This window comes from Curtobacterium sp. MCBA15_012, assembly GCF_001864935.2.
Taxonomy (GTDB): Bacteria; Actinomycetota; Actinomycetes; order Actinomycetales; family Microbacteriaceae; genus Curtobacterium.
Window position 1 is genome coordinate 2,671,336 of sequence record NZ_CP126267.1, and the last position, 23,225, is coordinate 2,694,560.

Sequence of the window (23,225 nt, forward strand, 5' to 3'; positions counted from 1 at the left end):
TTTACTCCCGTGAGCCGGCACCGACGCCGGACGCGACACCCGGGACGGCAGTGACGCCGATCCGGACGGACGGAGACGACGTGCAAGCAGACGCCACCACCAGGAGCGCCGCAGCGGTCAGCCGCCGCGGGTTCCTGCTCGGGGCCGGCGGCATCGGGGCGGGCCTCGCGCTCGCCGGGTGCGCCCCGCTCGGGTCCTCGAGCAGCCGCCCCGAGACGATCACCTTCTACGTGTCGAAGCCCGAGGTCATCGGCTACTTCGACGACGTCATCGCGACGTTCCACGACAGCCAGTCGAGGATCCGGGTCGTGCGCGACTCGACCTCGAACATGTCGGCGAACTTCGTCCGGAACCGACCGCCGGACCTCGGGTGCCTGAACTACAACTACGCGATGGTCTCGTTCGTCGAGCACGGCGCCCTGACGGACCTGTCCGACCTGCCCGAGAAGGACACGATCAACCCGGACCTGTGGCCGCTCATGCAGCAGACCGCCACGTACCCGGGCCGCACGAGCGTCCTGCCCTACTCGGTGACCGCCGCGTCGGTGATCTACAACAAGCGGATCTTCGCCGACCAGGGCCTCGAGGTACCGACCACCTGGAGTGCGTTCCGCGACGTGTGCGAACGGCTCGTCCGGGCCGGCATCACGCCGATGTACGGCACGTACAAGGACAACTGGACGATCGCGCAGGGCATGTTCGACTACTCGGTCGGCGGCATGCTCGACCTGCAGGAGACCTTCGCCGCACTCGACCGCGAGGGCACCTCGGTCGGCCGGGGTTCGAGTGTGTCGTTCGAGAAGGACTTCGCCGCACCGGTGGACCGCATGGTCGACCTGCTGCAGTGGCACCAGGAGGGCGCCGCGAGCCGCGGGTACGGCGACGGCAACCTCGCGTTCGCGCAGGGGAAGGCCGCGATGTACCTGCAGGGGCCGTGGGCGCTCGGCGAGATCGCGAAGTCGAACAAGGACATCGACCTCGGCACGTTCCCGTTCCCCGCGACCGACGACCCCGCCGACAACAAGGTGCGGGTGAACGTCGACCTGGGGCTCTGGATCCCGGAGGCGTCGCGCAAGCAGGAGGCCGCGCGCGAGTTCCTGTCGTTCCTGATGAGCCCCGCGGTCAACGACCGGTACAACGCCGACAACAACGGGTTCGGCGTCCGCAAGGACTCCCCGCCCGCGGCGAACCCGGCCCTGCAGGGCATGCAGGCGTCCTACGACGCCGCACGGTTCTCGCTCGGCGCCTCGCAGCTCATCCCCGCCGAGATCCCGGTGGCGAACTACCTGCAGTCCATCGCCTTCGGCGGTGCCCCCGCTCCGCAACTCCGCACCCTCGACGGCGACTGGGCGCGTCTCGCGCTCCGCACGGCCGCGTAAGGAGACGACCTTGGCAACCACGACCACCGAAGCCGTCACGACGGCGGGCCGCCGCCGACGGGGCGGGAACGCACCGCGCCTCCAGTCCGGGCGGGCCGGCGCCGGCCGGAAGCAGCGGGTCGACCCGCTCTTCCTGCTCTTCCTCGTCCCCACCCTGGTGCTCTTCACGCTCGCCATCACGCTCCCCGCGGTGATGGGCATCGTGCTGAGCTTCACCGACTCGGTCGGGTTCGGCGAGTTCCGGTTCACCGGGTTGACGAACTACGTCGCGCTGTTCTCCGACCCGGCGATCCTGCAGGCGTACCTGTTCACGATCGGGTTCTCGCTCGTCACCGTGCTCGTCGTGAACGCGATCGCGTTCCTGCTCGCCATCGCCCTGACCTCGCGGGTGCGCGGGAAGATCGCGTTGCGGGCGGTGTTCGTGCTGCCGATGGTGATCTCGGGCATCGTCATCGCGTACGTGTTCTCGTTCCTGTTCGCGAACTCGCTGCCGGCACTGGCGACCACGCTGGGCTTCGCACCGCTCGAGCAGAGCATCCTCGCGAACCCGGACCTCGCGTGGGTCGCGGTCGTCGTCGTGACCGCGTGGCAGGCGATCCCGTCGACGCTCCTCATCTACATCGCGGGCGTCCTGTCGATCCCCGGCGAGGTGTACGAGGCCGCCGCGCTCGACGGCGCGAGCGCGTGGCGGCAGCTGGTGTCGATCACGGCACCGCTGACCGCGGGCTACATCCTCATCAACCTCGTCATCGGCTTCAAGAACTTCCTCAACTCGTACGACATCATCGTCGGCCTGACCGACGGTGGTCCCGGCACCTCGACCACGAGCGTCGCGATGTCGATCTTCAAGGGCTTCAGCGGCGGGGACTACGCCTACCAGATGGCGAACGCGACGGTCTTCTTCGTGATCGCCGTCGTCATCGCCGTGATCCAGCTGCGGGCCACCCGCGGGAAGGCAGCGCTCTGATGTCCCTCCAGGCACCCCTCCGACCGGGGACCACCGCGACCGGTTCGATCCGCTCCGTCGACGCCGACCGGAACCCCGGCGGCCGCGCCGCCGGTCGTCGAGGCGGACGGTCCAACTGGCCCGTCACGATCCTGCTCGTCGTCTGCACGCTGTCCGTGCTCGTGCCGCTGTACGTCACGGTGGCGATGGCGTTCAAGACCACCGCCCAGGCGGTCGACGGCAACGCGTTCTCGCTGCCGGCACCGTTCAGCGTCGACGGCTTCGTGCAGGCGTGGGAGCTCACCGACTTCCCGCGGGCGTTCGGTGTCTCGGTCCTCGTCGCCGCGATCACCGTGGCGGGCACGATCCTGCTCGCGTCGTTCACGGCGTACGCGATCGCCCGGAACTGGGACCGCCGGCTCTTCCGCTGGTCGTTCTTCTACCTGCTGGCGGCGATGTTCCTGCCGTTCCCGGTGCTCGCGCTGTCCCAGGTGAAGCTGACCGGGCTCGCCGGCCTCGACAACCCGATCGGCGTCGCGATCCTGCACGTCATGTTCCAGCTGTCCTTCAGCGTGCTGCTCTTCACCGCCTTCCTGCGCTCGATCCCGGCGGAGCTGGAGGAGAGTGCACGCATCGACGGGGCGAGCACCGGGCAGGTGTTCTGGCGGCTCGTGTTCCCGCTGCTCGCGCCGATGAGCGCCACGGTCGGCATCTTCGCGTTCCTGGCGTCGTGGAACGACTTCGTGATGCCGTCGCTGATCACCTCGGACCCGGCACTGCAGACCCTGCCGGTGCTCCAGCAGATGTTCCAGACGCAGTTCAGCAACAACTACAACGTCTCGTTCGCGTCGTACCTGATGGCGATGGCGCCGGCGATCATCGTCTACCTCGTGACGCAGCGCTGGGTGATGGCCGGCGTGACGCAGGGCGCCATCAAGTGACGAGCACCACCACGAACCCCGCACCGACGACCACGAACCACGGAAGGACCGTCGTGACCGACACCCTCGCCCAGCCCGCTGCGACCACCACCGACGAGACCTGGTGGCGCCAGGCGAGCGTCTACCAGGTCTACCCCCGCTCCTTCGCCGACGCGGACGGCGACGGCATCGGCGACCTGCGCGGCGTGACCAGCCGGGTGCCCTACCTGGCGTCGCTCGGGGTCGAGGCCGTCTGGCTCAGCCCGTTCTACCCGTCCGCCCTCGCCGACGGCGGCTACGACGTCGACGACTACCGTGACGTCGACCCGCGGCTCGGCACGCTCGACGACTTCGACGAGATGGTCGGGGCGCTGCACGCCGCCGGCATCCGCGTCATCGTCGACATCGTCCCGAACCACACGAGCGACCGGCACGCCTGGTTCCGCGAGGCCCTCGCGTCACCGAAGGGCAGCCCGGCCCGCGACCGGTACGTCTTCCGCGACGGCACCGGCGCGTCCGGCGAGCAACCGCCCGCCGACTGGGTGTCGATCTTCGGCGGCCCGGCGTGGACCGCGGTCGGCGACGGCCAGTGGTACCTGCACAACTTCGCCTCGGAGCAGCCGGACCTGAACTGGGCGAACCGGGAGGTCCGCGACGACTTCCTGCACACCCTGCGCTTCTGGTCGGACCGCGGGGTCGACGGCTTCCGGATCGACGTCGCCCACGGCCTGACGAAGGACCTGCCCGACGGTCCGCTGCCGACCTGGGCCGAGGTGACCGCGGCGCCGAAGGACGGCTCGCACATCCTGTGGGACCGTGACGACGTGCACGAGGTCTACGCCGAGTGGCGCCAGGTCTTCGACGAGTACACCCCCGCTCGCACCGCGGTCGCCGAGGCCTGGGTCGCCGCCGACCGCCGTGCGCGGTACGCCAGCGCCGAGGGGCTCGGGCAGGCGTTCAACTTCGACCTGCTCGAGGCAGACTTCGACGCCGGGCAGTTCCGGAGCGTCATCGAGTTCAACCTCGGCCTCGCCGAGCAGTCCGGCTCGTCGACGACGTGGGTGTTCTCGAACCACGACGTCGTCCGGCACGCCACCCGCTACGCGCTCCCCGCCCGGGACGGCGACGAGCAGAAGCAGGGCGCCGCGTGGCTGCTGGCCGGCGGCTCGCAGGACGCACTCGACCGTGCGCTCGGGCTCCGGCGGGCCCAGGCTGCGACGCTGCTCGAACTCGCGCTCCCCGGCTCCGCCTACCTGTACCAGGGCGAGGAGCTCGGCCTGCACGAGGTCGGCGACATCCCCGACGCCGAGCGGCAGGACCCGGCGTTCTTCCGGAACCCGGGCGTCGACGTCGGGCGTGACGGCTGCCGCGTCCCGATCCCGTGGACCCGCTCGGGGCCGTCGTTCGGCTTCGGCGCGGGCGGCGCGCACCTGCCGCAGCCGGCGTGGTTCGCCGACTCGTCGGTCGAGGCCGAGGACGCCGACCCGGACTCGACGCTGAACCTGTACCGGAAGGCCCTGGGCCTGCGCGGCCAGCTCCAGACCGAGGAGCACCTCGAGTGGATCGAGACCGGCCGCGACGACGTGCTCGCGTTCCGCCGCCCGAACGGGTGGACGAGCGTGACGGTGTTCGGCGACGAGCCGTACGCACTCCCCGCCGGCGAGCTGCTGCTCGCCTCCGCGCCGGTGGCAGACGGCGCACTGTCGGGGGTGGGGACCGCCTGGTTGCGTTCCTGACGGGACCGGGAGGCGGACGGGAGGCGCGGTGCGGGCAGGCACCGCGCCTCCCGTCCGTCCAGTGGTCGCGTCGACGGACCGGGCGGACCCGCCCGTCCTGGGTCACCTCGACCGGCCGGACGGACCCGCCTGCTCAGGCCGACGGCTCCGCGATCTCGCGGAGCGCCGCCAGGTGCGACCGCCAGGCGGCACGGCCCGCCCGCGACAGGGTGAGCGACGTCCGCGGGGTCTTGCCGACGAAGGCCTTGCCGACGGTCACGTACCCGGCGGCCTCGAGCGCGCTGACCTGCTTGCTCAGCGCCGAGTCGGTGACCTCCACGGCGTCGCGGACCTCGCGGAAGCCGAGCGTGCCGGCGCGGTCGAGCGCCGCGACGACCGAGAACCGGACCGGGTTCTGCAGCAGGTCGTCGAGCCGGTGCCGCGGGTGCGTGCCCGACGTGACGGTCACGACCGGGACTCCCGCGCAGCGCAGGCGAGCGTGACGACGAGCACCGCGCCCGAGGTCACCGCGGACCACAGCACCGAGCCGTGCACCCACGCGACGACCGCGATGGACGCGCCGTAGGTGACGGTCCACGCCGCGATGTACCCGGTCCAGCGACGCCCCCGGGCGAAGGCGGAGCGCCCGCGGATCGCGGCGGTGAACCAGAGGACGAGCGCGAGCACCACCGCGATGGTGCCGACGTAGGCGGCGGCGAACGCGCGACCCTCGCTGAGGCCCATCGCGAAGGTCCCGAGTGAGGTCGCGGCGCCGAGCGCGACGATGAAGGCGACGTAGGGCCACCGGACCCCGTCGTGCGCGCGGCGGGCGATGCGGTCGGCCTGCGCCAGGAGCGCTCGGGCCTCGGCGGGCTGGATCTCGGTCATGTGGTTCCCCTCTCCGGTCTCCACCCTGGCATGTACTTTCCATCTTGGCAAGTGGTTTCCATGCCGTGGCGCGTCGGTGGTGCCCGGCTAGGCTCGCGGCATGAGCGGCGCTGCCATCGACGTGCGGGACCTGGTCGTGCGGTTCGGGGACCGGACGGTGGTGGACGGCCTGACCTTCGCGGTCGCGCCGGGCGAGACCTTCGGGCTGCTCGGCAGCAACGGCTCCGGCAAGACCACGACGATCCGGGCGTTGCTCGGCATCACCACGCCCACGAGCGGGACGCTGACGATCGACGGCCAGCCCTTCCGACCGGCGACCGGCGGCGTCGGGTACCTGCCCGAGGAGCGCGGCCTGTACCGGAAGGAGTCGGTGCTCGACGTGATGACGTACTTCGGCGTCCTGCGCGGGCTCGGGCGGGCCGAGGCGACCGCGTGGAGCACCGGGTTCCTCGAGCGCGTCGACCTCGGCGACCGGGCGAAGGTCCGCGTCGACCGGCTCTCCGGCGGTCAGCAGCAGAAGGTGCAGCTCGGCATCACGATCATGGACCGCCCGCGGCTCCTCGTGCTCGACGAACCGACGAAGGGCCTCGACCCGGTGAACCGCCGGCTCCTCCTCGACCTGGTCGACGAGCGGAAGGCGGACGGCGCGACCGTCGTGCTGGTGACCCACCACATGGACGAGGTCGAGCGGCTGTGCGACCGGATCCTGCTCCTCAAGGACGGACGGGCCGCCGCGTACGGATCCGTGCCGGACGTGCAGGACGCCTTCGGCGGCGCGGTCGCCGAGGTCGCGCTCGACGGGCCCGTCCCGCCGTCCCCGCTGTACCGGCTGGTCCGGCACGAGGGCCACGTCGCGCACCTCGCACCGACCGCCGCAGCCGCACCCGACGGCTCCGACGTGCTCGCCGCGCTCGTCGCCGCGGGTGCGCACGTGACGGGCTTCGCGATGCGGCGGGTCCCCCTCGATGAGGTCTTCGTGCAGGTGTACGGACACGGGGCCGGCACCGAGGCGGAGGCGTCGGCATGAGCCGGGCAGGACGCCGGGCCGTGGACGCGCGCGCGGCGGACGGGATGCGCGGGTCGCCGGGAAGCGGCCGGGGCGGCGGTCGCGCCGGTGTGCTCCGCACGGTGGTCCGGTTCGAGTTCGTGCGAGCCGTGCGGAAGCCCGCGTTCTGGATCGGCACGCTGGCCCTGCCGCTCGTCGTCGTGGTCGTGTCGCTGCTCGTCGGGGTGGGCCAGGCGGCCGGGACGGACTCGGCGTCGTCGAGCGCAGCGGCCGCGCGGACCCCGTTCCACTACGTCGACCACTCCGGGCTCGTGTCGGCGTCGGTGGCCGCGGAGTGGGGCGGCTCCCCCTCCGAGGACCCGGCCGCCGACCGCGCCGCCGTGCGCGCCGGGACGCTGGACCTGTTCGTCGAGTACCCCCGCACGCCCTCGTCGGCGCCGATCCGCCTGCAGGGCGCCGATCGCGGCCTGTTCGAGAACGGCGGGTACGCGACCCTCGCCGAGAAGGTGCTCGAACGGAGCGTGGCCGCATCGGTCGACGACCCCGAGGCCGTCTCGCTCCTCCGCTCGCCGCCGGACACCGAGCTCACGACCTGGTCGGACGGCCGGGAGGCCCCCGGGTGGCTGTCGATCGTGCCGCCGTTCCTCTACGTCGTGGCGTTCTTCGGACTCGTCGTCCTGCTCGCCACCCGCATGGTGACGGTGGTGGTCGAGGAGAAGGAGAACCGGATCTCCGAGATGGTCCTGACCACCGTGACCGCCGGACAGCTCATCCGCGGCAAGGTCGTGGCGATGCTCCTCGTCGGCCTGGTGCAGGTCGGGGTCGTCGTCGTCCCCGGGCTCGTCGTCGCCCTCGTCGCGCTCCCCCTCGTCGCGCCGCGGCTCGGCGGGCTCACGGTCGACCCGTGGCGGATGGTGGTGGGCGCGCTGCTGCTCGTCGGTGGCGTGCTGCTCGCGTCCGGGCTCTTCGTCGCCGTCGGTGCCGCGGTCCCCTCGATCAAGGACGCCTCGACGCTGCAGTCCGCGGCGATCTTCGCGCTCGTCGTGCCGCTCTACGCCGCGTTCTTCGTGGCGACCACCCCGACGTCCCCGGTGGCGGCGTTCTTCACGTGGTTCCCGACGTTCACGCCGATCACCGCGATGGTGCGGAACGCGGTCGGGACGCTGTCGGTCGCCGAGTCGGTCGGGGCCGTCGTCGAGGTGTTCGTCGTGGCGGCCGTGCTGCTGTGGGCCGCCGAGCACCTGTTCCGGCACTCGGTCGCGCAGTACGGGTCGAAGGTGACGCTGCGGCAGGTGCTCGCGATGCGGCCGGGGCGGCGAGGCCGGTAGGCCGGCCCACACCGGGGAGCGTCCCGGTGGTCGGGTGCCGGTGCTCGGGCGCCGGGAGTCGGGCGCCGGGTGCCAGGCGGCGACCCCGGTCGCCGATCAGCCCAGGACGGGTTCAGCCCAGGACGGGGGCCGCGTCGAGGTCCCAGGGTGCCGGCTCCTGCTCGCGCCACCCGGCGCGGACGGTGCGGATCATCCGGTCGAACTCGACGAGCACGTCGAGGTAGGGCCGCACGAGCATCTGCACCTGGAGCCCCTGGTAGACCGCGATGAGCTGCGTCGCCGCCTGGTGCGCCGGGATGCCGAGCTGCTCGATCCCGCGGACGACGTCGAACTCGAGGCCGTGCGCGACCTCGCCGACGTACTCGTCGAAGCGGGCGCGGAACAGCTCGCCGAAGTCGCACTCCGACGACGCCAGGTTGACGACGCCGGCCAGCAGCCGCACGAGCCCCGGGTCGGCCACGTCCTCGGCGAGCGAGCGCCGCACGTGGTCGACGGTGCACGCGGCCGGCTGCGACCGACCGGTGCCGCGCAGCTGCACCCAACGGTCGTACGTCACCAGGAGCAGGGCGTCCCAGCTCGGGAAGACGCGTCGGACGTCCTCGACGGTCACCCCGCACGTGTCGGCGACCGCCGCGGTGTCGACCTGGTCGAACGGGTACAGCCGGTAGGCGCGGATCGCGCTCCGGACGACGCGGTCGGCGAGGACGCCGTCGTCGACGGGCGTCGCCTGCAGGTCGTCCATGGGGACAGTCCACCGCATCCGGGCGCCGGCTGTCGCGACCCCGAGCGGGGGCCAGTCGCCAGGTCGGCCCGGCGAGGCCGGTGTGCCGGGCCGGGCCGGCCGGCCGGGCTCGCCCGCCGCCTCGTCAGCCGAGCGTCACGGGTGCGGCCGACGGGCGGACGCGCTGCCGCATCCACACGAAGAAGCCGGTCAGGGTGAACGCGCCGTAGAAGACGTACATCAGCCCGGACGCGTAGTACCCCGCCGAGAACAGCAGCGGCACCCCGACCAGGTCGACGGCCACCCAGACCAGCCAGAACTCGACCCACCCCTTCGCCATCCCGTAGGTGGCGAGCAGCGAGCCGACGAAGATCCACGCGTCGCTCCACACCGGCTCGTACGAGCCGAGGGCGCGGAACACGGGGGTCAGGACCGCGGTGCCGCCCACCAGCGCGAGGACCAGCAGGCCGCGGGTCTGCCAGGAGGCCCACCTCGGCTCGACGACGGTCGTCGCCTCGTCCGCGCGGTGCGTCCACCGGTACCAGCCGTAGACGCTCACGACGATGAACATCACCTGGCGCCCGGCCTGGCCGAGCAGGTTCACCGGGTTCGGGGTGTCGAACAGCGCCCCCATGAAGACCGTGAAGAGCAGGGCGTTGCCGAGGATGCCGACCGGCCACGCCCAGACCCGGCGCCGCATGCCGCCGAGGGCGCTCGCCAGCCCGAACAGGTTGCCGATCACCTCGCGCCACAGCACGGTCTGGTCGCCGATCACGAGCTGCGCGTCGAACAGCCACCGCACGATGCCCACGGGCCCTCCTCGTCTCCGGACAGGCCAACGGTAGGGGGTCACCGCGCATTCCGGGCTGCCGCGACCCCGTGTGACGCCCCGGTCCGGACCTGCGCCGGGCGTCGCCGTCCACGGTCGCCCGGCCCCGCGTGGGCGTCCCGGTCTAGGCTCGGGCGACGTGACGGACGGGGTGCAACGGGCGCGGGACCTGCTCGACGAGGCGGCCGTCCGCCTGCGCGCCGCGGCCGTCCAGGACGAGGCCCTGGGCGAGTACGTCGAGCCGCGCGCCGTGCTCGGCATCCGCCGCGAGCCGACGATCCGGTCGCTCGGTCGGGTGTGGCGCGTCGGCGCGCTGCTGCTCGGCTCGACCGACGAGACCGCCGGCCGGGTCTGGGCCACGGGGCGCATCACCCGCGTCACCGACCCGGGGCGGTCGCAGTTCGTGTCGGTCTCGGCGGAGGTGCGCCGCGCCTACCGGGCCGCCGCCGCGAAGGGGCACTTCCCCGAGGGCGACACGGTCAACCACGGGGCGGTGCCGATCCCCCTCGACCGGTCCCTCGTCGACGGTGACGGCGTGCTCGCGGTCGTCGACGACGAGCCCGTCGTGCGGTGGTCCCCGGCGGCCGGGACGGTGCCGCTCGACGCCTACCTGCGGGACCGCGTCGGGCTGCTCGTCGAGCCGCCGCGGGGCGCGACCGACTGAGCCGCCTCCTCCACCCGTCGCCCAGCGCGGGGTCGGCTCGGTGTCAGGCACGGTTCCCGACCCGGCCGGGCACGGCGATCCACTCGGCGACGGACGGCCCGACCACCTCGGCGGTCTCGTCCGGGAGGAGCGCTCCGCCGCGGAACGCCGCGCCGAGCGACCCGGGGATCCGGAACGGCACCGGCAGCACCCCAGCCGGTCGCACCGCGCGCGTCAGGGCCCAGAGCGTGGTGACGTCCGGCCCGGCGACGTCGACCCGGGGATCCGCGAGGACACCCGTGACGACGTCGGCCAGCACGCCCGCCACCGCGTCGAGGGCGACCGGTGCGATCGTCATGCCCGGCACGAGCGCGACCGGCCCGACGCGCAGCCGCCCGGCGTTCTGTGCGGCGAACTCGAACCACTGCGTCGACCGCACGACCGTCAGGCGGGAGCCGGTGCGGGCGGCAGCCGCCTCCTGCGCCGCCTTCCCCGCGAAGTACCCGTACCCCTGGACGGCCGGTCGCTCGCACCCGTGGATCGAGAGGAGCACGTGGTGCGCACCGGTCCGGGCCGCGGCAGTACCGACCGCGCGGGTCGAGCGGGTGGAGAAGTCCGTCGCGACCCGCCTGCTCGTGGTGGCACGCCCGGCCGCCTCGACCACCGCGTCCGCACCCTCGAGGAGCGCGGCGACGTCGTCCCGCAGCACGTCGAACCCGGTCGACCGGGAGCGCCGCACGACCTCCCAACCCCGGGCGGCGATCGCCCGCTCGATCGCTCGTCCGGACCCGCCCCCGCCGATCACCACTGCGCGCATCGCGTTCCCCTCGTCGCACTCCGGTCGGATGTCCACTACATCCGTAGAGGACACTACACGTGTAGAGGACCCTACGATGAGACCGACGAGGAGGGACGCGCATGGGACGCCGTGAGGAGCTCGCGGACGCCGGCATCCGGCTCGCCGCCCGCGGCGGCAGTCGCGCACTGACCCACCGTGCCGTCGACCAGGAGGCCGCGGTGCCACCGGGGTCGACCTCGTACTACGCCTCCACCCGTCGCGACCTCACCGCGCTGGTCGTCGACCGGATCACCGACCAGCTCGCCGTCGACCTCTCCGACCTGGTGCTCCCGCCGGTCCCCGACGACGACGCGGTCGTGGCGATCGCCCTCGGGTTCCTCGACCGCCTGGCGGCTCGCGCCGACGCCCAGGCAGCACGGCTCGCCCTGCTCGTGGACCTGCGGGACGACGACCTCCGCACCACGCTGACCGGCGACGACCCCGCCCGGGAGGCACTGGTCGCGGTCGCGCGCACCCTCCTGGTGGCCGTCGGCGCGGCGGACGTCGACCGACGAGCCGTCGACCTCGTGGGACTCGTCGACGCACTGCTGCTCTACCGGGTCGCCGACGTCGCCCCCGTGGACGCCCGGGCGGTCGTCGCCGCGTTCGTGGCGGGGCTCCCCCGGCGGTGACCGTGCACGACGGACCCCGGATCCGCGCGGTCGACCCGGCGTCGCCGCTCGCGGTGGCGATCGTGCGCACCTACCTCGAGGACGTCGCGTCGCGGTGGTACGGGCGCCCGGCCACGGTGGACGAGGTCGACCGTGCACTCGTCGAGGAACCAGCGGCCGACCTCCACGGCGACTCCGGTGTGCTGCTCGTGGCGGTCGACGACGACCGGGCCGTGGGCTGCGCCGGAGCGCGGTTCCTCGGCGACGTCGCCGAGCTGACGAAGGTCTTCACCCTGCCGGGACACCGCGGGCACGGCACGGGTCGCGCGCTCGTGGCCGCCGTCGAACGGGTCTGCCGGGACCGTGGGACCACGACGATCCGACTGGACACCCGGGCCGAGCTCGTCGAGGCGTGCGCGATGTACGAGCGTGCGGGCTACGAGCAGGTGGCTGCGTTCAGCGACGACCCGTACTCCGACCGCTGGTACCGCAAGACCCTGGTGGACACCGCGGGCAACGACTGAGGGTCGCCCGCTGGGTCGACGAGCCGCACCGTCAGCGCTGCACGGGACACCGCGTCCGCGCCGTCGTCGTGCGCACCCCGGGACACCGGGACACCGGGACACCGGGACACCGGGACACCGACCAGAGTGCCGACTCGACCAGGCGGGCGGTGCACCACGCCGCGATGCGCTCCGGCGACGGCGTCCCACACCGCCCTGCTGCCGGGGTACACCGCTGTCGGCCATGTCACCGACAACGACTGTGCCCCGTTCTGGGGTGGATGCATGTGCATGTTCTTCCGGACGAACCGGGGACAGACCGGTACGTTCGGCCCTGGCACGTCCCGACACGCCCGAGCGTCCCTGCGCTCCGGAGCCCCGTCGGACGGCCTGGCACCGGCCAGCCGCGTCCCGCCTCCCACAGCGCGACGGAAGGCACGAGTCCCCGCGCACCCGACCCGACACCCGTGCGCGGGCTGGAGCGCTGCACGCTGCGCGGAAACGGATCGAACATGCACAAGCTCGTCACCGGCACCATCGCCGGCGCGGTCGGCGTCGCCCTCCTCCTGGGCGGTGCCGGCACCTTCGCCCTCTGGAACGCGGACGCCTCGACGGCGGCCGGGCGGATCAGTTCCGGGACCCTCTCGTTGCGCACCGCCGACGCCGGCGCCTGGACCGACGTCACGAAGGGGCGGTCGGCGTCGATCGACCCCGCGCAGGTCCTCATGGTCCCGGGCAACACCTACCGGTTCACGCAGACGCTCGCGATCGACGCGACCGGGAACGACCTCGTCGCCGACCTGACGTACGCGCCGCAGAGCATCACCGGGGACGCCGACCTGCTCGCCGCGACGACGAAGACCCTGTCGGTGACGTCGTCGAGCACGTCGATCACGGAGACATCCCCGGGCACGTTCGAGGTCCGGCCGACGAGCGGCACGGCGACCGTGCAGGTGGTCTTCACGATCGCGCTGCCCGAGTCGGCGACGACGGGCCAGGGCGGCACGCTCGACGTCGGCGGGCTCGCCTTCACCCTGAAGCAGCGACCCGTCACCGTCTGACCGTGACCGGTCGACACCGCGCACGCCCCCGGCACGGGAGACCGGTGGGCGCGACCCTGGTCCTCGTGGCCGGGGTCGCCGCGGCGCTGGCCGGGACCGGCGGGACGTACGCCCTGCTCACCGACTCGGCTGGCACGGCGGGTGCGACCGTGCGGTCCGGCACCGCGACCCTCACCGTCTCGCAGCTGTCGGCGACGGGTGCGACGGTGCTCGGCCCGGGATCGAGCACCGTCGGGTCCTTCGCGGTCCGCAACACCGGCACCGTCCCGCTCGCGATCCGGGTCGCGACGACCGCGTCGCGGGTCTCGTCGGCCGGCACCACCGCCGCCGTCGTGCTCGGTGCGCAACGGGTGACCCTGGCACCGGTCACGTCGTCCCGTGCGTGTCGGGCGGGGCTCCGCGGCACGAGCGGTGCCCTCGGCACGTTCGACACCGGGAGCGGTCTCCTCACGGTGTCCCCGGGCGCGAGCAGCACGGCCTGCGTCGAGGTCGCCCTGGCGGGTGACGCCCCGCAGAGCGTGACCGGGGCCGTCACCGACTTCACGCTGACCGTCACCGGCACGCAGGTCGCCCCGTGACCGCCCGGCTCCGCACCGTCGTCGCGGTGGTCCTCGGCGTGGTCCTCGTCGTCGTGGGTCCGTCCGCCGCCTGGGCGCTCTGGACCGCGAGCGGCGCGACGAGCTCGCGGACCACGGTCGGCACGCTCGTCGCCGGCATCAGCGGCACCGACGCGATGAGCGTCGCGTCGTCCGGCTCCACCCCGACCACCCGGCCGGTGACGCTGACGAACGCCGGCACCCTCGCGGGCACCACGGCCACCACGGTGTCGACCGCGTCCGGGACGACGGCCGCCCTCGCCGCGGCCGTCGACGTCGTCGCGTGGCCGGTGTCCTCGGCGGCGGCCTGCACGGACGCCGCCGCCGTCGGTGCCGGGTCGGTGTCGGGGACCTGGGCGGCGCTGCCGAGCATGTCGTCGTCGCTCGGCGCCCGGTCGAGCGCCGTGTGGTGCACCCGGAGCACCCCACGACCGGACGCCCCCGCGTCGAGCCGGGCGGACGTCGTCCTCACGCTCACCACGACCACGGGGTCCTGGCGGTCCGCACCGGCCCGGGGCACCTTCACCCTGACGACGGCGGCGGCGGTCCCGGCGATGGGGTGCACGAGCGACAACGACAACTACGTGACGGTCACGTGGCCCACTGCCGACCGCCCGATGGACACCTGGTACGGCGCGTTCGTCCAGGGCACCATGGTGGGCGCCGTCGCGCAGGGCTACTCCGGCTTCACCACGATCGCGCCGGAGCAGGTGCGTCCGGTCGCGACGAGCGGCACGCAGACGGTGGTGGTCCGGGTCCTCGACTCCGCCCGACAGCCGACCGACACCGTCGTGGCGAGCGGGACGGTCACGTTGTTCCAGCGGGACGACGGGCCGCGGATCCGGTGCGGGTCGTGACGTCGCTCCGGATCCGGACGGCGGACGGTCGACCACCGATCCGCCGCGCGACCGGAGGTCGGTCCCCGCGTCGGACCGGATGGCGGGCGGTGCTCCGTGCCGTCGGGACCGGACTGTCCGTCGGCATCCTCCTGGTCACCGCGGCGCTCGCCGTCGCGGTGGTCGTCGTGCCGAGGGTGACCGGGTCCGTCCCGCTCACGGTCCTGACCCGGTCGATGGAGCCGACCCTGCCGCCGGGGACGCTGCTCGTGGTGCGGCCGACCCCGCTCGCGGACGTCCGGGTGGGTGACGTCGTCACCTACCAGCCCGTGTCGGGCGACCCCGCCGTGACCAGTCACCGGGTGGTGGCGGTCACGACGGCGACGGACGGCAGCCGGACGTTCACGGTCCGCGGCGACGCCAACGCCGAGGCGGACCCGCCCGTCCTCGGCGCGCAGGTGCGGGGCGTCGTCTGGTAGAGCGTGCCCGGCGTGGGGTGGGCGAGCCAGGCCGTGAACCGCGAGCGCGGCTGGCTCCTGCCCACGGCGGCCGTGGTCCTGATCGCGTACGGCCTGGTGCAGGTCGTCTCGGGAGTGGTGGCGGAGGTCCGGCGACGTCGGCCCGGACGGCGGCGCGGCCGGCGACGCGCGACCGACGGCGACACGTCGCGGCGGCTGCCGGCCTGACCGGCCGGCACCGCGCCTCCCGGGCCGCGCCGACGGCACGGCGACCGATCAGACGGACCGGCACGGCGCCTCCCGGCCCCGGCCGACGGGACGGCGAGCGGTCCGACGGACCGGCACCGCGCCTCCCGGCTGGGTCGGGACGGTCAGGACGGGAGGTCGTGGTCGCGTCCGTCCCAGAGGTCACCGCAGTCGACCGGCTCGGCTCCGACGGCGGCCAGGTACGGCCCGGCCCCGCGGTCCGCCACGGCGGCCGACCCCGCGGACGCGCGGAGCGCCGCGAGCAGACCGGACCAGTGCGCGCGACCGAGGAGCACCGGGTGACCGGGTCGGCCACCGAAGGCCGCGCGGCGCACGGCGTCGGGACGACCTCCGGCGTCGCCGACCACGCGGTCCACCGCGGCTGGGGGCAGGTCCGGGAGGTCGACGAGGGAGACCAGGGCCGTCGCCGCACCGCGCGACGCCGGGGCGGCGGAGAGCACGTCGAGGCCGGTCGCGAGCGACGCGCTCACCCCCGTCGCCCAGTCCGGCGCGACCACGGTGCGGACGACGGCCCACCGCGGGACCAGGACCCGTGCCTCGTGGGCGGCGCAGCCGAGCACGACGACCACCTCGTCGCACCCGCCGTCGACGAGCGTCGTCACCGCGCGCTCGACCCAGGGCCTGCCGTCCGCCGAGCGGACGAGCGCCTTCGGGGTCCCCATCCGGGACCCGGCACCCGCGGCGAGGAGGAGCCCCGCCACGTGCCCGCCGGTCACGGGGTCAGCCGTCCGCGTCCGGGCTCACACGAAGCCGGGGACCGTCGCCCAGGCGGCCGGTGCCTCGGCCACGCCGTCGCGGACGACCGTCCCGGCGATGAGGCCGTAGGGGCGGTCTGCCGCGAAGAACACCTCACCCGGGTTCTCGAGCCCGAACGGGGCCAGGTCGACGAGGAAGTGGTGCTTGTTCGGCATCGCGAACCGCACCTCGGCGATTTCCGGGAAGGCCTCGATCGCGGCGCGGCCCATCGCGAACAGCGTCTGCTGCAGGGCGAGGGAGTGCAGGTCGGCGAACACCGCGAGCATCTCGTCGAGCACGCCCGCGTACCGGGCGTCGTAGTCGATCCCGGCGGCGACGGCCTCGGGCGTGTACCGCCACCGCGCGGTCACCGAGGTCGCGAGGATCCGGTCGTCGGTCTCCGCCAGGGTCGTGTAGCCGTCGCGCGGGAACCCGTGGAACTCGCTGCCGGTCGACTTGAGCACCGTCAGGTCCGTCACACCGGCCAGGACGTGAACGTCCTCGCCATCGACCTGGACGACGGCCGTCCGGGTCCCCCGACCGGCGCGGACGAACGCGTGGTCGTGCTCGGCACCGTCCACGACGATGCGTTCCCAGGCGTGCTGCTCGGCGGAGAGCGTCGCGCCGTCGTACCAGTCGAACGCCGTGGTGAAGTGGCGGCCGAGGCGGAGCAGGAACTCCTCCGGGCTGTGCACGCCGTGCTCGCGGGCGAAGGCGTACACGGTGTTCTTCTGGGTGTCCGTGGCGACGACCTTCGCGTTGTCGCCGTCGGTGTACGAGTCGGCGAGGGCCTCGCCGCGGAGCTGGGTCGTGACCGTCAGGTCCTCGATGGTGTGCCGCGGGGTGTCGCGGGTGACCCGGACGAGCCGGACCTCGGCCTTGCCGTACTGGTTGGCGCCGAGGTGCACCGTCGTCGCCGTGGTGGCGGCGGCGGACGCGGCGTCGGGGCCGGCCGGCACCGCGTCGGGGTCCGCCGGGGCGGTGGCGGTCGGCACGGTGCTGGTGGTGGTGTCGGTCATGGGGGTCAGCTCCCTCGGTAGGTGGAGTAGGCGAACGGGCTGAGGAGCAGCGGGACGTGCAGGTGCCCGTCCGCCGGGTCCTCGCGGACGGTGACGACGACGTCGACGCGCGGGTGGAACGCCGCCGTGCCGAGGGCCGACCAGTAGGCGCCGGTGGCGAACGACAGCGTCCACTCCCCCGGCGCCAGGCGGTCCGGCCCGAGGTCGGCGACCCGGCCGTCGGCGTCGGTGGTGCCCGCCGCGACGACGACGTGCCCGGCGTCGCGGAGGGTCACGGCGATGCCCGCGGCGGGACGGCCGTGCGTGGTGTCGAGCACGTGGGTGCTGAGGTGGCTCACGCGACGGTCCTCCCGAGTCGGAGCATGGCGATGTCCCGGAGGGCGTCGGCGACCTCCGCGCGTTCGGTGACGTCGTCGTTCCCGAGCCGCCGGTCGAGCTCGGCGAGGACCTCGGGCGCCGTCCGGCCGGCGGCACGGACGAGGAACACCCGGCCGAAGCGTTCCTCGTACGCCGCGTTGCCGGTCCGGAGCGCCGCGGTCGTGGCGTCGTCCCGGTCCGCCGAGGCAGCCTGCTCGGTGCGGGCGGCCTCGGCGGCGGCGTCCGTCCCGGTCGGGCGCTCGCCGATGCGGGGGTGGTCGGCCAGGGCCGCGGCGACCTCGTCGTCGGTCCAGGTGCGGGCGGCGGCGTCGGCGGCGTCGGCGAGCGCCGACACGGCGCCGTACGGTCGGCCGGCGACGACGGCACCGACCCAGCGCGGGACCGGCGCCCACGCCGCGACGACCGCACGTGCGGCCGCGTCGTCGAGGGCGTCGAACTCGGTGATCTCCATGTCCCGAAGCGTCGCACCGCCGTGTTTCGGGGAGGTCTCCGGCAGGTCACCACTCGTCGCCCGGCCCGGTCGCCGTTCGTCGCGGGCCCGTCACACCGCTGAAACACCCGTTCCGTACGGTGACGACACACCGCGTGGCGGACACACCGCGCGGCGGACCCACCCCACGACACGACCGGCACCGAGGAGGCGACCGTGCGAGCGAACACCACCACCGCCGTGCCCACGACCGCCTGGTCCCGCGGGATGATCGCGCACGGACGACGGCCGGGACCCCGCTCCCGCCCCTCGTCGACCCCTCGCGATCGGACCACCCCTTGGACCTCGTCTCCGTCCGCGCCGTGCGGACCCCCACGCACCGCTCCGACCTCCGACTGACCGCCGGCGACCGCCCGCTCGCCGGTGGCACCTGGCTCTTCTCCGAGGAGCAACCCGGGCTGACCGGCCTGGTGGACCTCACCGCCCTCGGGTGGCCCGACCTCGAACGGTCCGGGCACACCCTGACGATCGCCGCGACCTGCACGATCGCGTCCCTGCTCCGCGCCGAGCCGGACCCGGCCTGGACCGCGTGGCCGCTCGTCGACCGGTGCGCGAACGCCCTGCTCGCGTCGTTCAAGGTCTGGAACGCCGCGACCGTCGGGGGCAACGTTGCGGTCGCCCTGCCCGCCGGTGCGATCACGGCGCTGCTCGCCACCCTGGACGCCGTCGCCGTGGTGTGGACGGACGACGGCGGGGAGCGACGCACCCCCGTGGCCGACCTGGTCACGGGGGTGCGCACCGTCGCGCTCGCCCCGCAGGAGGTGATCCGCGCGTTCGAGGTGCCGGTCGCGGCCCTCGCCGCCCGCACCGGGTACCGACGGGTGGCGCTCAGCCCGCACGGGCGCTCCGGGGCGCTCGTCACGGCGCGGTGGACGGCGGACGGGTTCGTCCTCGTCGTGACCGCGGCGACCCCACGGCCGCTCGTGCTCCGCTGGGACCACGTGCCGAGCAGCGCCGCGGTCGACGCCGCGGTCGGTGGCCACGACGACTGGTACGACGACCCGCACGGTTCGCCGGACTGGCGCCGCGCCGTCGCCACCCGTGCCGCACAGGAGCTCCGGGACGAGGCGGCGGCGGACACCCGGGCCTCCGCTCCCGGCGGCACCGAGGGGGTGGCGTCGTGCAGCTGACGGTCGACGGGCACACGCTCGACGTGGCCCCGCAGCCCGGGCAGGTCCTCCGCACGCTCCTGCGCGAACACGGTGTCACCGCGGTGAAGAAGGGCTGCGACGCGGGTGACTGCGGCGCCTGCACGGTGCTCCTCGACGGCGTCCCCGTGCACGCCTGCATCACCCCCGCGCACCGGCTCGCGGACGCCACGGTGACGACGGCGGCGGGCCTCGGCACGGCGGAGCACCCGCACCCCGTGCAGCGCGCCTTCGCCGAGGCCCCCGGGTTCCAGTGCGGCTTCTGCACGGCCGGGTACGTCGTCACGGCCGCGGCGCTCGACGACGACCAGCTCGCCGACCGGCACCGGGCGCTCAAGGGCAACATCTGCCGCTGCACGGGGTACCGCGCGATCGAGGACGCCCTCGACGGGGTCCGGAACACCGCGTGCGCCAGCGCCGGGGACGCCGTCGGGACGTCGGTCGCGGCCCCCGCGGCGTGGCGCATCGTGACGGGTGCCGAGGAGTACACGCTCGACGTCCGACGCACCGAGGCGCTCCTGCACCTCGCGGTCCTCGGCAGCCCGCACCCGCACGCCCGCATCACCGCGATCGACACGAGCGCCGCCGAGGCCCTGCCCGGCGTGCACGCCGTGCTCACCCACCGGGACGACCCGGGCGTGCTGTTCTCCACCGGGCGGCACGAGTCCCGGCTCGACGACCCCGACGACACCCGGGTGTTCGACACGGTGCTGCGGTTCCGCGGGCAGCGGGTCGCGGCCGTCGTCGCCGAGAGCGTCCGGACCGCCGAGCAGGCGTGCGCCCTGCTGCGCGTCGCGTACGAGGTCCTGCCGAGCGTGCACGACGTCGATGCCGCCCGGCGCCCCGGGGCACCGCTGCTGCACGCCGACAAGACCACCGCCGAGCACCGCATCGCCGAGCCGGACCGGAACGTCGTGGCCGCCCTGCACGGCGGGACCGGGGACCTCGAGGCCGCCCTCGCCGCGTCCGCGGCGACGGTCGACGGCACGTGGTCGACGGGTCGCGTCTCGCACGCCGCGCTCGAGACACACGCGACCCGCGGGTCGCTGGACCGGGACGGGAGGCTCGTGCTGCGGACCGCCACGCAGGTCCCGTTCCTGGTGCGGGACGAGATCGCGCACGTCTTCGGTCTCGACCCGGCACGGGTGCGCGTGGTCGCGAAGCGGGTGGGCGGCGGGTTCGGCGGCAAGCAGGAGATGCTCACCGAGGACCTCGTCACGCTCGCGGTGCTCCGCACCGGCCGCACCGTGCAGTACGAGTTCAGCCGCCGGGACGAGTTCACGATCGCACCGACCCGGCACCCGATGCGCGTGCGCGTCCGGCTCGGCGCGGACCGCTCCGGCCGCCTGACCGCGATGCACGTGGACCAGGTGATGGACACCGGCGCGTACGGCAACCACGGCGTCGGCGTCATGTTCCACTCGGTGAGCGAGTCCGTCGCCGTGTACCGCTGCCCGGTGAAGCGGGTCGACGCGGAGTCGGTCTACACGAACAACCTGCCGTCGGGGGCGTTCCGCGGGTACGGCCTCGGCCAGGTGGTGTTCGCGATCGAGTCGGCGATGGACGAGCTGGCCCGCGAGCTCGACCTCGACCCGTTCGAGCTCCGGCGGCGCAACGTGGTCGTGCCCGGCGACCCGCTCGTCGTCACCGACCCGGACGAGGAGGACGACCTGCGGTGGGAGGGCAGCTACGGCCTCGACCAGTGCCTCGACCTGGTCGAGGACGCCCTCCGCGCACCCCTGCCCGAGGTCCCCGCGATGGACGGGCCGCCGCTCGACCGCGCGGCAGCGGACGGCACGGCACCGGCCGGCACCGGCGACTGGGCGTTCGGCACCGGGGTCGCCCTCGCCGCGATCGCCACGATGCCGCCGCGGGGCCACCACGCACACGCCTCGGTCGAGGCGACCGCGGACGGCCGCTACCGGATCGGTGTCGGCACGGCCGAGTTCGGCAACGGCACGACGACCGTGCACACGCAGCTCGTCGCCACCGCCCTCGGCACCACCCCGGACCGGGTCGACGTGCACCAGTCCGACACCGACGCCGCCCGGTACGACACCGGTGCGTTCGGGTCGGCCGGCGTCGTCGTCGCGGGCAAGGCGCTGTACGCGGCCGCGCTGGACCTGCACGAGCAGATGACGGCACGCGCGCTGACGATCGTGGCAGCCCGGACGTCCCGCGCCGCGGTCGGCCCGCTCGGCCCGGCGGTCGCCGTGCTCCCGGACGGCGTGCGGGTGGGCGACCAGGTGGTCGGGCACGCCGAGCTCCTGGCCGAGGGGCCCCTCGTCGCGCACGGCAGCCACGACGGCACCCCGCGGTCCCTGGCCTTCACGGTGCACGGCGCCCGGGTCGCGGTGCACCGCCCCACCGGCGAGGTCCGCGTCCTGCACAGTGCGCAGGCGGTCGACGCCGGGACGGTCCTCAACCCGGAACAGCTCCGCGGGCAGGTCGAGGGCGGCGCGGCGCAGGCGATCGGCTCGACCCTGTACGAGGAGGTCGTGCTCGACGACGAGGGCCGGGTCACGACCGACGCGTTCCGGTCGTACCGCGTCCCGAAGATCTCCGACGTGCCCCGCACCGAGGTGCTCTTCGCGGCGACGCACGACCCGCTCGGGCCGCTCGGCGCGAAGTCGATGAGCGAGGCCCCCTACAACCCGGTCGCCCCGGCGGTCGCGAACGCCGTCCGTGACGCCCTCGGCGTCCGGCCGTACCGCCTGCCGATGACGCGGGACCGGGTCTGGCGTCTCGTGCAGCAGGCGTCGCCGGACGCGACCGACGTCGGAGGTGCGTGATGTTCGAACTGGCACCGCGCCTCCTGGCCGTCCTCGACCACGGCGACCCCGTCGTCGTCGCGACGGCCGTCGCGATGTCCGGCAGCGCGCCCAGCGGGGTCGGGACGTCGATGGCGGTCCTGCCGGGCGGCGGGGTCGTCGGGACGATCTCCGGCGGGTGCGTCGAGGGGTCCCTGTTCGTCACGGCCGGGCAGGTGCTCGACGACGGCGTGCCGGTGCTCGAGCGGTTCGGCTTCGACGCCGACCCGGACGCGGAGGCCCCGGACGCCGCCGGGCCCGACGCGGTCTGGGCGCCGGCGCTCCGCTGCGGCGGCCGGGTCGAGGTCCTGGTCCGCCGCGTGGACCCCGGCGACCCCGTGGTCGACGCCCTGCGGCGGGCGGCCTCGGGCGAGCCGACGTCGCTCGCGCTCTCCCTCGAACCCGACTCGCTGGGTGCGGTCGTCACCGCGCCGGACGGGTGCCGGGGCCGGGTCTTCGTCGAGCGGGCCGACGCGCGTCCCCGGTGCGTCGTGGTCGGCGCGGTCGAGACCGCCGTCGCCGTGACGAACGCGGCGGCGGTGCTCGGCTACGCGGTGACCGTCGTCGACCCACGGTCGGTGTTCCTGACCGACGAGCGCTTCCCGGCGGCGGACGAGCGGATCGTGGGGTGGCCGACGCGCGTGCTCGCGGGACTGCCGATTGACGGCACGACCGCCGTCGTGGTGCTCTCGCACGACGACCGGTTCGACGCCGCGGTGGTCGACCTGGCGCTCCGCCGCGGCGCCGGCTACGTCGGGGCGATGGGCTCGCGGGCGACGCACGAGCGGCGGCTCGCGGAGCTGGTCGCGCTCGGGACGCCGGACCTCGAGCGGCTGCGGTCGCCGATCGGGCTCGACATCGGGGCGGAGACCCCGGCCGAGACGGCGCTCGCGGTCATGGCGGAGGTGGTCGCCGTGCGCCGGGGTGCCCCGGGCGGTGCGCTCGCGGGCGGGGCGGGGCCGATCCACCGGCACGCGGTCGTCGCGGGCTGACGGGGCGGAGCCGGGCGCACCCGGTCGTCCCGGGCGTCCCCGGTCGTCCCGTCCGACCAGGGACGCCCGTTCCCACCTCCCACAGCGCCCGTCCCGGGGAGGAACCCG

The 23,225-nt window shown here is 74.3% G+C and carries 26 protein-coding genes; 17 read left to right on the forward strand and 9 right to left on the reverse strand.

All coding sequences use genetic code 11. The annotated features are described in order from the left end of the window. Positions 1-80 precede the first annotated feature (80 nt). The 4 genes from QOL15_RS12260 to QOL15_RS12275 are packed head-to-tail and all read left to right on the forward strand — an operon-like array spanning position 81 to position 4,981. Positions 81-1,379, forward strand: coding sequence for an ABC transporter substrate-binding protein (locus tag QOL15_RS12260; RefSeq protein ID WP_071248022.1), 1,299 nt, complete (start codon positions 81-83; stop codon positions 1,377-1,379). A 10-nt stretch (positions 1,380-1,389) separates the two neighbouring features. After that, a complete protein-coding gene (locus QOL15_RS12265; protein WP_071248018.1) occupies positions 1,390-2,346 on the forward strand; it encodes a carbohydrate ABC transporter permease in 957 nt (318 codons plus the stop codon). After that, the gene (locus tag QOL15_RS12270; protein WP_139197515.1) at positions 2,346-3,266 is read left to right on the forward strand and encodes a carbohydrate ABC transporter permease; all 921 of its coding nucleotides are present in this window, start codon (positions 2,346-2,348) and stop codon (positions 3,264-3,266) included. Before QOL15_RS12265 ends, QOL15_RS12270 begins: the two co-directional genes overlap by 1 nt. A 53-nt stretch (positions 3,267-3,319) precedes the next feature. Continuing rightward, positions 3,320-4,981 carry a glycoside hydrolase family 13 protein gene (locus QOL15_RS12275; protein ID WP_071248012.1) on the forward strand — a complete coding sequence of 554 codons (1,662 nt, stop codon included), beginning with the start codon at positions 3,320-3,322 and terminating at the stop codon, positions 4,979-4,981. A gap of 133 nt (positions 4,982-5,114) precedes the next feature. Here QOL15_RS12275 and QOL15_RS12280 read toward each other — a convergent pair whose 3' ends face one another. Continuing rightward, positions 5,115-5,429, reverse strand: a complete 315-nt coding sequence (locus QOL15_RS12280) for a transcriptional regulator (protein WP_071247951.1) — start codon at positions 5,427-5,429, stop codon at positions 5,115-5,117. Further along, positions 5,426-5,848: a chemotaxis protein CheY gene (locus QOL15_RS12285; RefSeq protein WP_065963498.1), complete on the reverse strand. Its 423-nt coding sequence runs from the start codon at positions 5,846-5,848 to the stop codon at positions 5,426-5,428. The genes QOL15_RS12280 and QOL15_RS12285 overlap by 4 nt, the downstream gene beginning before the upstream one ends. A 100-nt stretch (positions 5,849-5,948) precedes the next feature. Between QOL15_RS12285 and QOL15_RS12290 the strand changes: the two genes are divergently transcribed. Continuing rightward, entirely contained in the window at positions 5,949-6,875 is a 927-nt protein-coding gene (locus QOL15_RS12290; protein ID WP_071247950.1) for an ABC transporter ATP-binding protein, read from the forward strand. After that, positions 6,872-8,182, forward strand: coding sequence for an ABC transporter permease (locus QOL15_RS12295; protein ID WP_083394027.1), 1,311 nt, complete (start codon positions 6,872-6,874; stop codon positions 8,180-8,182). Before QOL15_RS12290 ends, QOL15_RS12295 begins: the two co-directional genes overlap by 4 nt. 112 nt (positions 8,183-8,294) lie before the next feature. Here QOL15_RS12295 and QOL15_RS12300 read toward each other — a convergent pair whose 3' ends face one another. Both QOL15_RS12300 and pnuC read right to left on the reverse strand, forming a co-directional pair. Beyond that, positions 8,295-8,924, reverse strand: a complete 630-nt coding sequence (locus tag QOL15_RS12300; protein ID WP_065963466.1) for a TetR/AcrR family transcriptional regulator — start codon at positions 8,922-8,924, stop codon at positions 8,295-8,297. A 124-nt stretch (positions 8,925-9,048) separates the two neighbouring features. Then, complete coding sequence (gene pnuC, locus QOL15_RS12305) at positions 9,049-9,714, reverse strand: nicotinamide riboside transporter PnuC (RefSeq protein ID WP_065963468.1); 666 nt, start codon at positions 9,712-9,714, stop codon at positions 9,049-9,051. Between the two features lie 157 nt (positions 9,715-9,871). On the opposite strand from pnuC, the gene QOL15_RS12310 reads away from it, so the two are divergent. Then, positions 9,872-10,396, forward strand: coding sequence for a hypothetical protein (locus QOL15_RS12310; protein ID WP_065963470.1), 525 nt, complete (start codon positions 9,872-9,874; stop codon positions 10,394-10,396). A 43-nt stretch (positions 10,397-10,439) separates the two neighbouring features. Here the strand turns inward: QOL15_RS12310 and QOL15_RS12315 are convergent, their stop codons facing one another. Beyond that, positions 10,440-11,192 (reverse strand): NADH(P)-binding protein, encoded by a 753-nt coding sequence (locus QOL15_RS12315; RefSeq protein WP_071248006.1) that lies wholly within the window; start codon positions 11,190-11,192, stop codon positions 10,440-10,442. Positions 11,193-11,293: 101 nt separating this feature from the next. On the opposite strand from QOL15_RS12315, the gene QOL15_RS12320 reads away from it, so the two are divergent. From QOL15_RS12320 to QOL15_RS12350, 7 genes are all read left to right on the forward strand, one after another. Next, the gene (locus QOL15_RS12320) at positions 11,294-11,845 is read left to right on the forward strand and encodes a TetR/AcrR family transcriptional regulator (protein WP_065963474.1); all 552 of its coding nucleotides are present in this window, start codon (positions 11,294-11,296) and stop codon (positions 11,843-11,845) included. Between the two features lie 2 nt (positions 11,846-11,847). Then, a complete protein-coding gene (locus QOL15_RS12325) occupies positions 11,848-12,348 on the forward strand; it encodes a GNAT family N-acetyltransferase (RefSeq protein WP_217640997.1) in 501 nt (166 codons plus the stop codon). 491 nt (positions 12,349-12,839) lie between these two features. After that, positions 12,840-13,388: an alternate-type signal peptide domain-containing protein gene (locus QOL15_RS12330; protein ID WP_071247949.1), complete on the forward strand. Its 549-nt coding sequence runs from the start codon at positions 12,840-12,842 to the stop codon at positions 13,386-13,388. 44 nt (positions 13,389-13,432) lie between these two features. Further along, complete coding sequence (locus tag QOL15_RS12335) at positions 13,433-13,966, forward strand: hypothetical protein (protein WP_083394026.1); 534 nt, start codon at positions 13,433-13,435, stop codon at positions 13,964-13,966. Next, positions 13,963-14,841 (forward strand): hypothetical protein, encoded by an 879-nt coding sequence (locus QOL15_RS12340; RefSeq protein ID WP_071247946.1) that lies wholly within the window; start codon positions 13,963-13,965, stop codon positions 14,839-14,841. The genes QOL15_RS12335 and QOL15_RS12340 overlap by 4 nt, the downstream gene beginning before the upstream one ends. 89 nt (positions 14,842-14,930) lie before the next feature. Further along, on the forward strand, positions 14,931-15,299 hold the full coding sequence (locus tag QOL15_RS12345) for a signal peptidase I (protein WP_254784134.1): 369 nt from the start codon (positions 14,931-14,933) through the stop codon (positions 15,297-15,299). A gap of 12 nt (positions 15,300-15,311) precedes the next feature. Next, complete coding sequence (locus QOL15_RS12350; protein ID WP_071247940.1) at positions 15,312-15,506, forward strand: hypothetical protein; 195 nt, start codon at positions 15,312-15,314, stop codon at positions 15,504-15,506. 143 nt (positions 15,507-15,649) lie between these two features. On the opposite strand, the gene QOL15_RS12355 is transcribed toward QOL15_RS12350, so the two are convergent. From QOL15_RS12355 to uraD, 4 genes are read right to left on the reverse strand one after another with little or no spacing between them, the layout of a single operon-like run. Further along, a complete protein-coding gene (locus QOL15_RS12355; RefSeq protein ID WP_254784133.1) occupies positions 15,650-16,261 on the reverse strand; it encodes an NTP transferase domain-containing protein in 612 nt (203 codons plus the stop codon). Between the two features lie 24 nt (positions 16,262-16,285). Beyond that, positions 16,286-17,299, reverse strand: a complete 1,014-nt coding sequence (pucL, locus tag QOL15_RS12360; protein WP_083230311.1) for a factor-independent urate hydroxylase — start codon at positions 17,297-17,299, stop codon at positions 16,286-16,288. Positions 17,300-17,304: 5 nt separating this feature from the next. Next, positions 17,305-17,637, reverse strand: a complete 333-nt coding sequence (uraH, locus tag QOL15_RS12365) for a hydroxyisourate hydrolase (protein ID WP_071247937.1) — start codon at positions 17,635-17,637, stop codon at positions 17,305-17,307. Continuing rightward, the gene (gene uraD, locus QOL15_RS12370) at positions 17,634-18,128 is read right to left on the reverse strand and encodes a 2-oxo-4-hydroxy-4-carboxy-5-ureidoimidazoline decarboxylase (protein ID WP_071247934.1); all 495 of its coding nucleotides are present in this window, start codon (positions 18,126-18,128) and stop codon (positions 17,634-17,636) included. The genes uraH and uraD overlap by 4 nt, the downstream gene beginning before the upstream one ends. A 317-nt stretch (positions 18,129-18,445) precedes the next feature. On the opposite strand from uraD, the gene QOL15_RS12375 reads away from it, so the two are divergent. From QOL15_RS12375 to QOL15_RS12385, 3 genes are read left to right on the forward strand one after another with little or no spacing between them, the layout of a single operon-like run. Continuing rightward, complete coding sequence (locus QOL15_RS12375; RefSeq protein WP_071247931.1) at positions 18,446-19,297, forward strand: xanthine dehydrogenase family protein subunit M; 852 nt, start codon at positions 18,446-18,448, stop codon at positions 19,295-19,297. Further along, complete coding sequence (locus QOL15_RS12380) at positions 19,288-22,107, forward strand: molybdopterin cofactor-binding domain-containing protein (RefSeq protein ID WP_071247927.1); 2,820 nt, start codon at positions 19,288-19,290, stop codon at positions 22,105-22,107. The genes QOL15_RS12375 and QOL15_RS12380 overlap by 10 nt, the downstream gene beginning before the upstream one ends. Continuing rightward, entirely contained in the window at positions 22,107-23,117 is a 1,011-nt protein-coding gene (locus QOL15_RS12385) for an XdhC family protein (protein ID WP_071247994.1), read from the forward strand. The genes QOL15_RS12380 and QOL15_RS12385 overlap by 1 nt, the downstream gene beginning before the upstream one ends. Positions 23,118-23,225 lie beyond the last annotated feature (108 nt).

Bases quoted from the DNA above. Each gene is read 5' to 3' on its own strand.
- QOL15_RS12295 (WP_083394027.1), top strand. From the start codon at position 6,872: ATGAGCCGGGCAGGACGCCGGGCCGTGGACGCGCGCGCGGCGGACGGG.
- QOL15_RS12315 (WP_071248006.1), bottom strand. From the start codon at position 11,192: ATGCGCGCAGTGGTGATCGGCGGGGGCGGGTCCGGACGAGCGATCGAG.
- QOL15_RS12290 (WP_071247950.1), top strand. From the start codon at position 5,949: ATGAGCGGCGCTGCCATCGACGTGCGGGACCTGGTCGTGCGGTTCGGG.
- QOL15_RS12385 (WP_071247994.1), top strand. From the start codon at position 22,107: ATGTTCGAACTGGCACCGCGCCTCCTGGCCGTCCTCGACCACGGCGAC.
- uraD (WP_071247934.1), bottom strand. From the start codon at position 18,128: ATGGAGATCACCGAGTTCGACGCCCTCGACGACGCGGCCGCACGTGCG.
- QOL15_RS12330 (WP_071247949.1), top strand. From the start codon at position 12,840: ATGCACAAGCTCGTCACCGGCACCATCGCCGGCGCGGTCGGCGTCGCC.
- QOL15_RS12320 (WP_065963474.1), top strand. From the start codon at position 11,294: ATGGGACGCCGTGAGGAGCTCGCGGACGCCGGCATCCGGCTCGCCGCC.
- pucL (WP_083230311.1), bottom strand. From the start codon at position 17,299: ATGACCGACACCACCACCAGCACCGTGCCGACCGCCACCGCCCCGGCG.
- QOL15_RS12270 (WP_139197515.1), top strand. From the start codon at position 2,346: ATGTCCCTCCAGGCACCCCTCCGACCGGGGACCACCGCGACCGGTTCG.
- QOL15_RS12300 (WP_065963466.1), bottom strand. From the start codon at position 8,924: ATGGACGACCTGCAGGCGACGCCCGTCGACGACGGCGTCCTCGCCGAC.
- QOL15_RS12285 (WP_065963498.1), bottom strand. From the start codon at position 5,848: ATGACCGAGATCCAGCCCGCCGAGGCCCGAGCGCTCCTGGCGCAGGCC.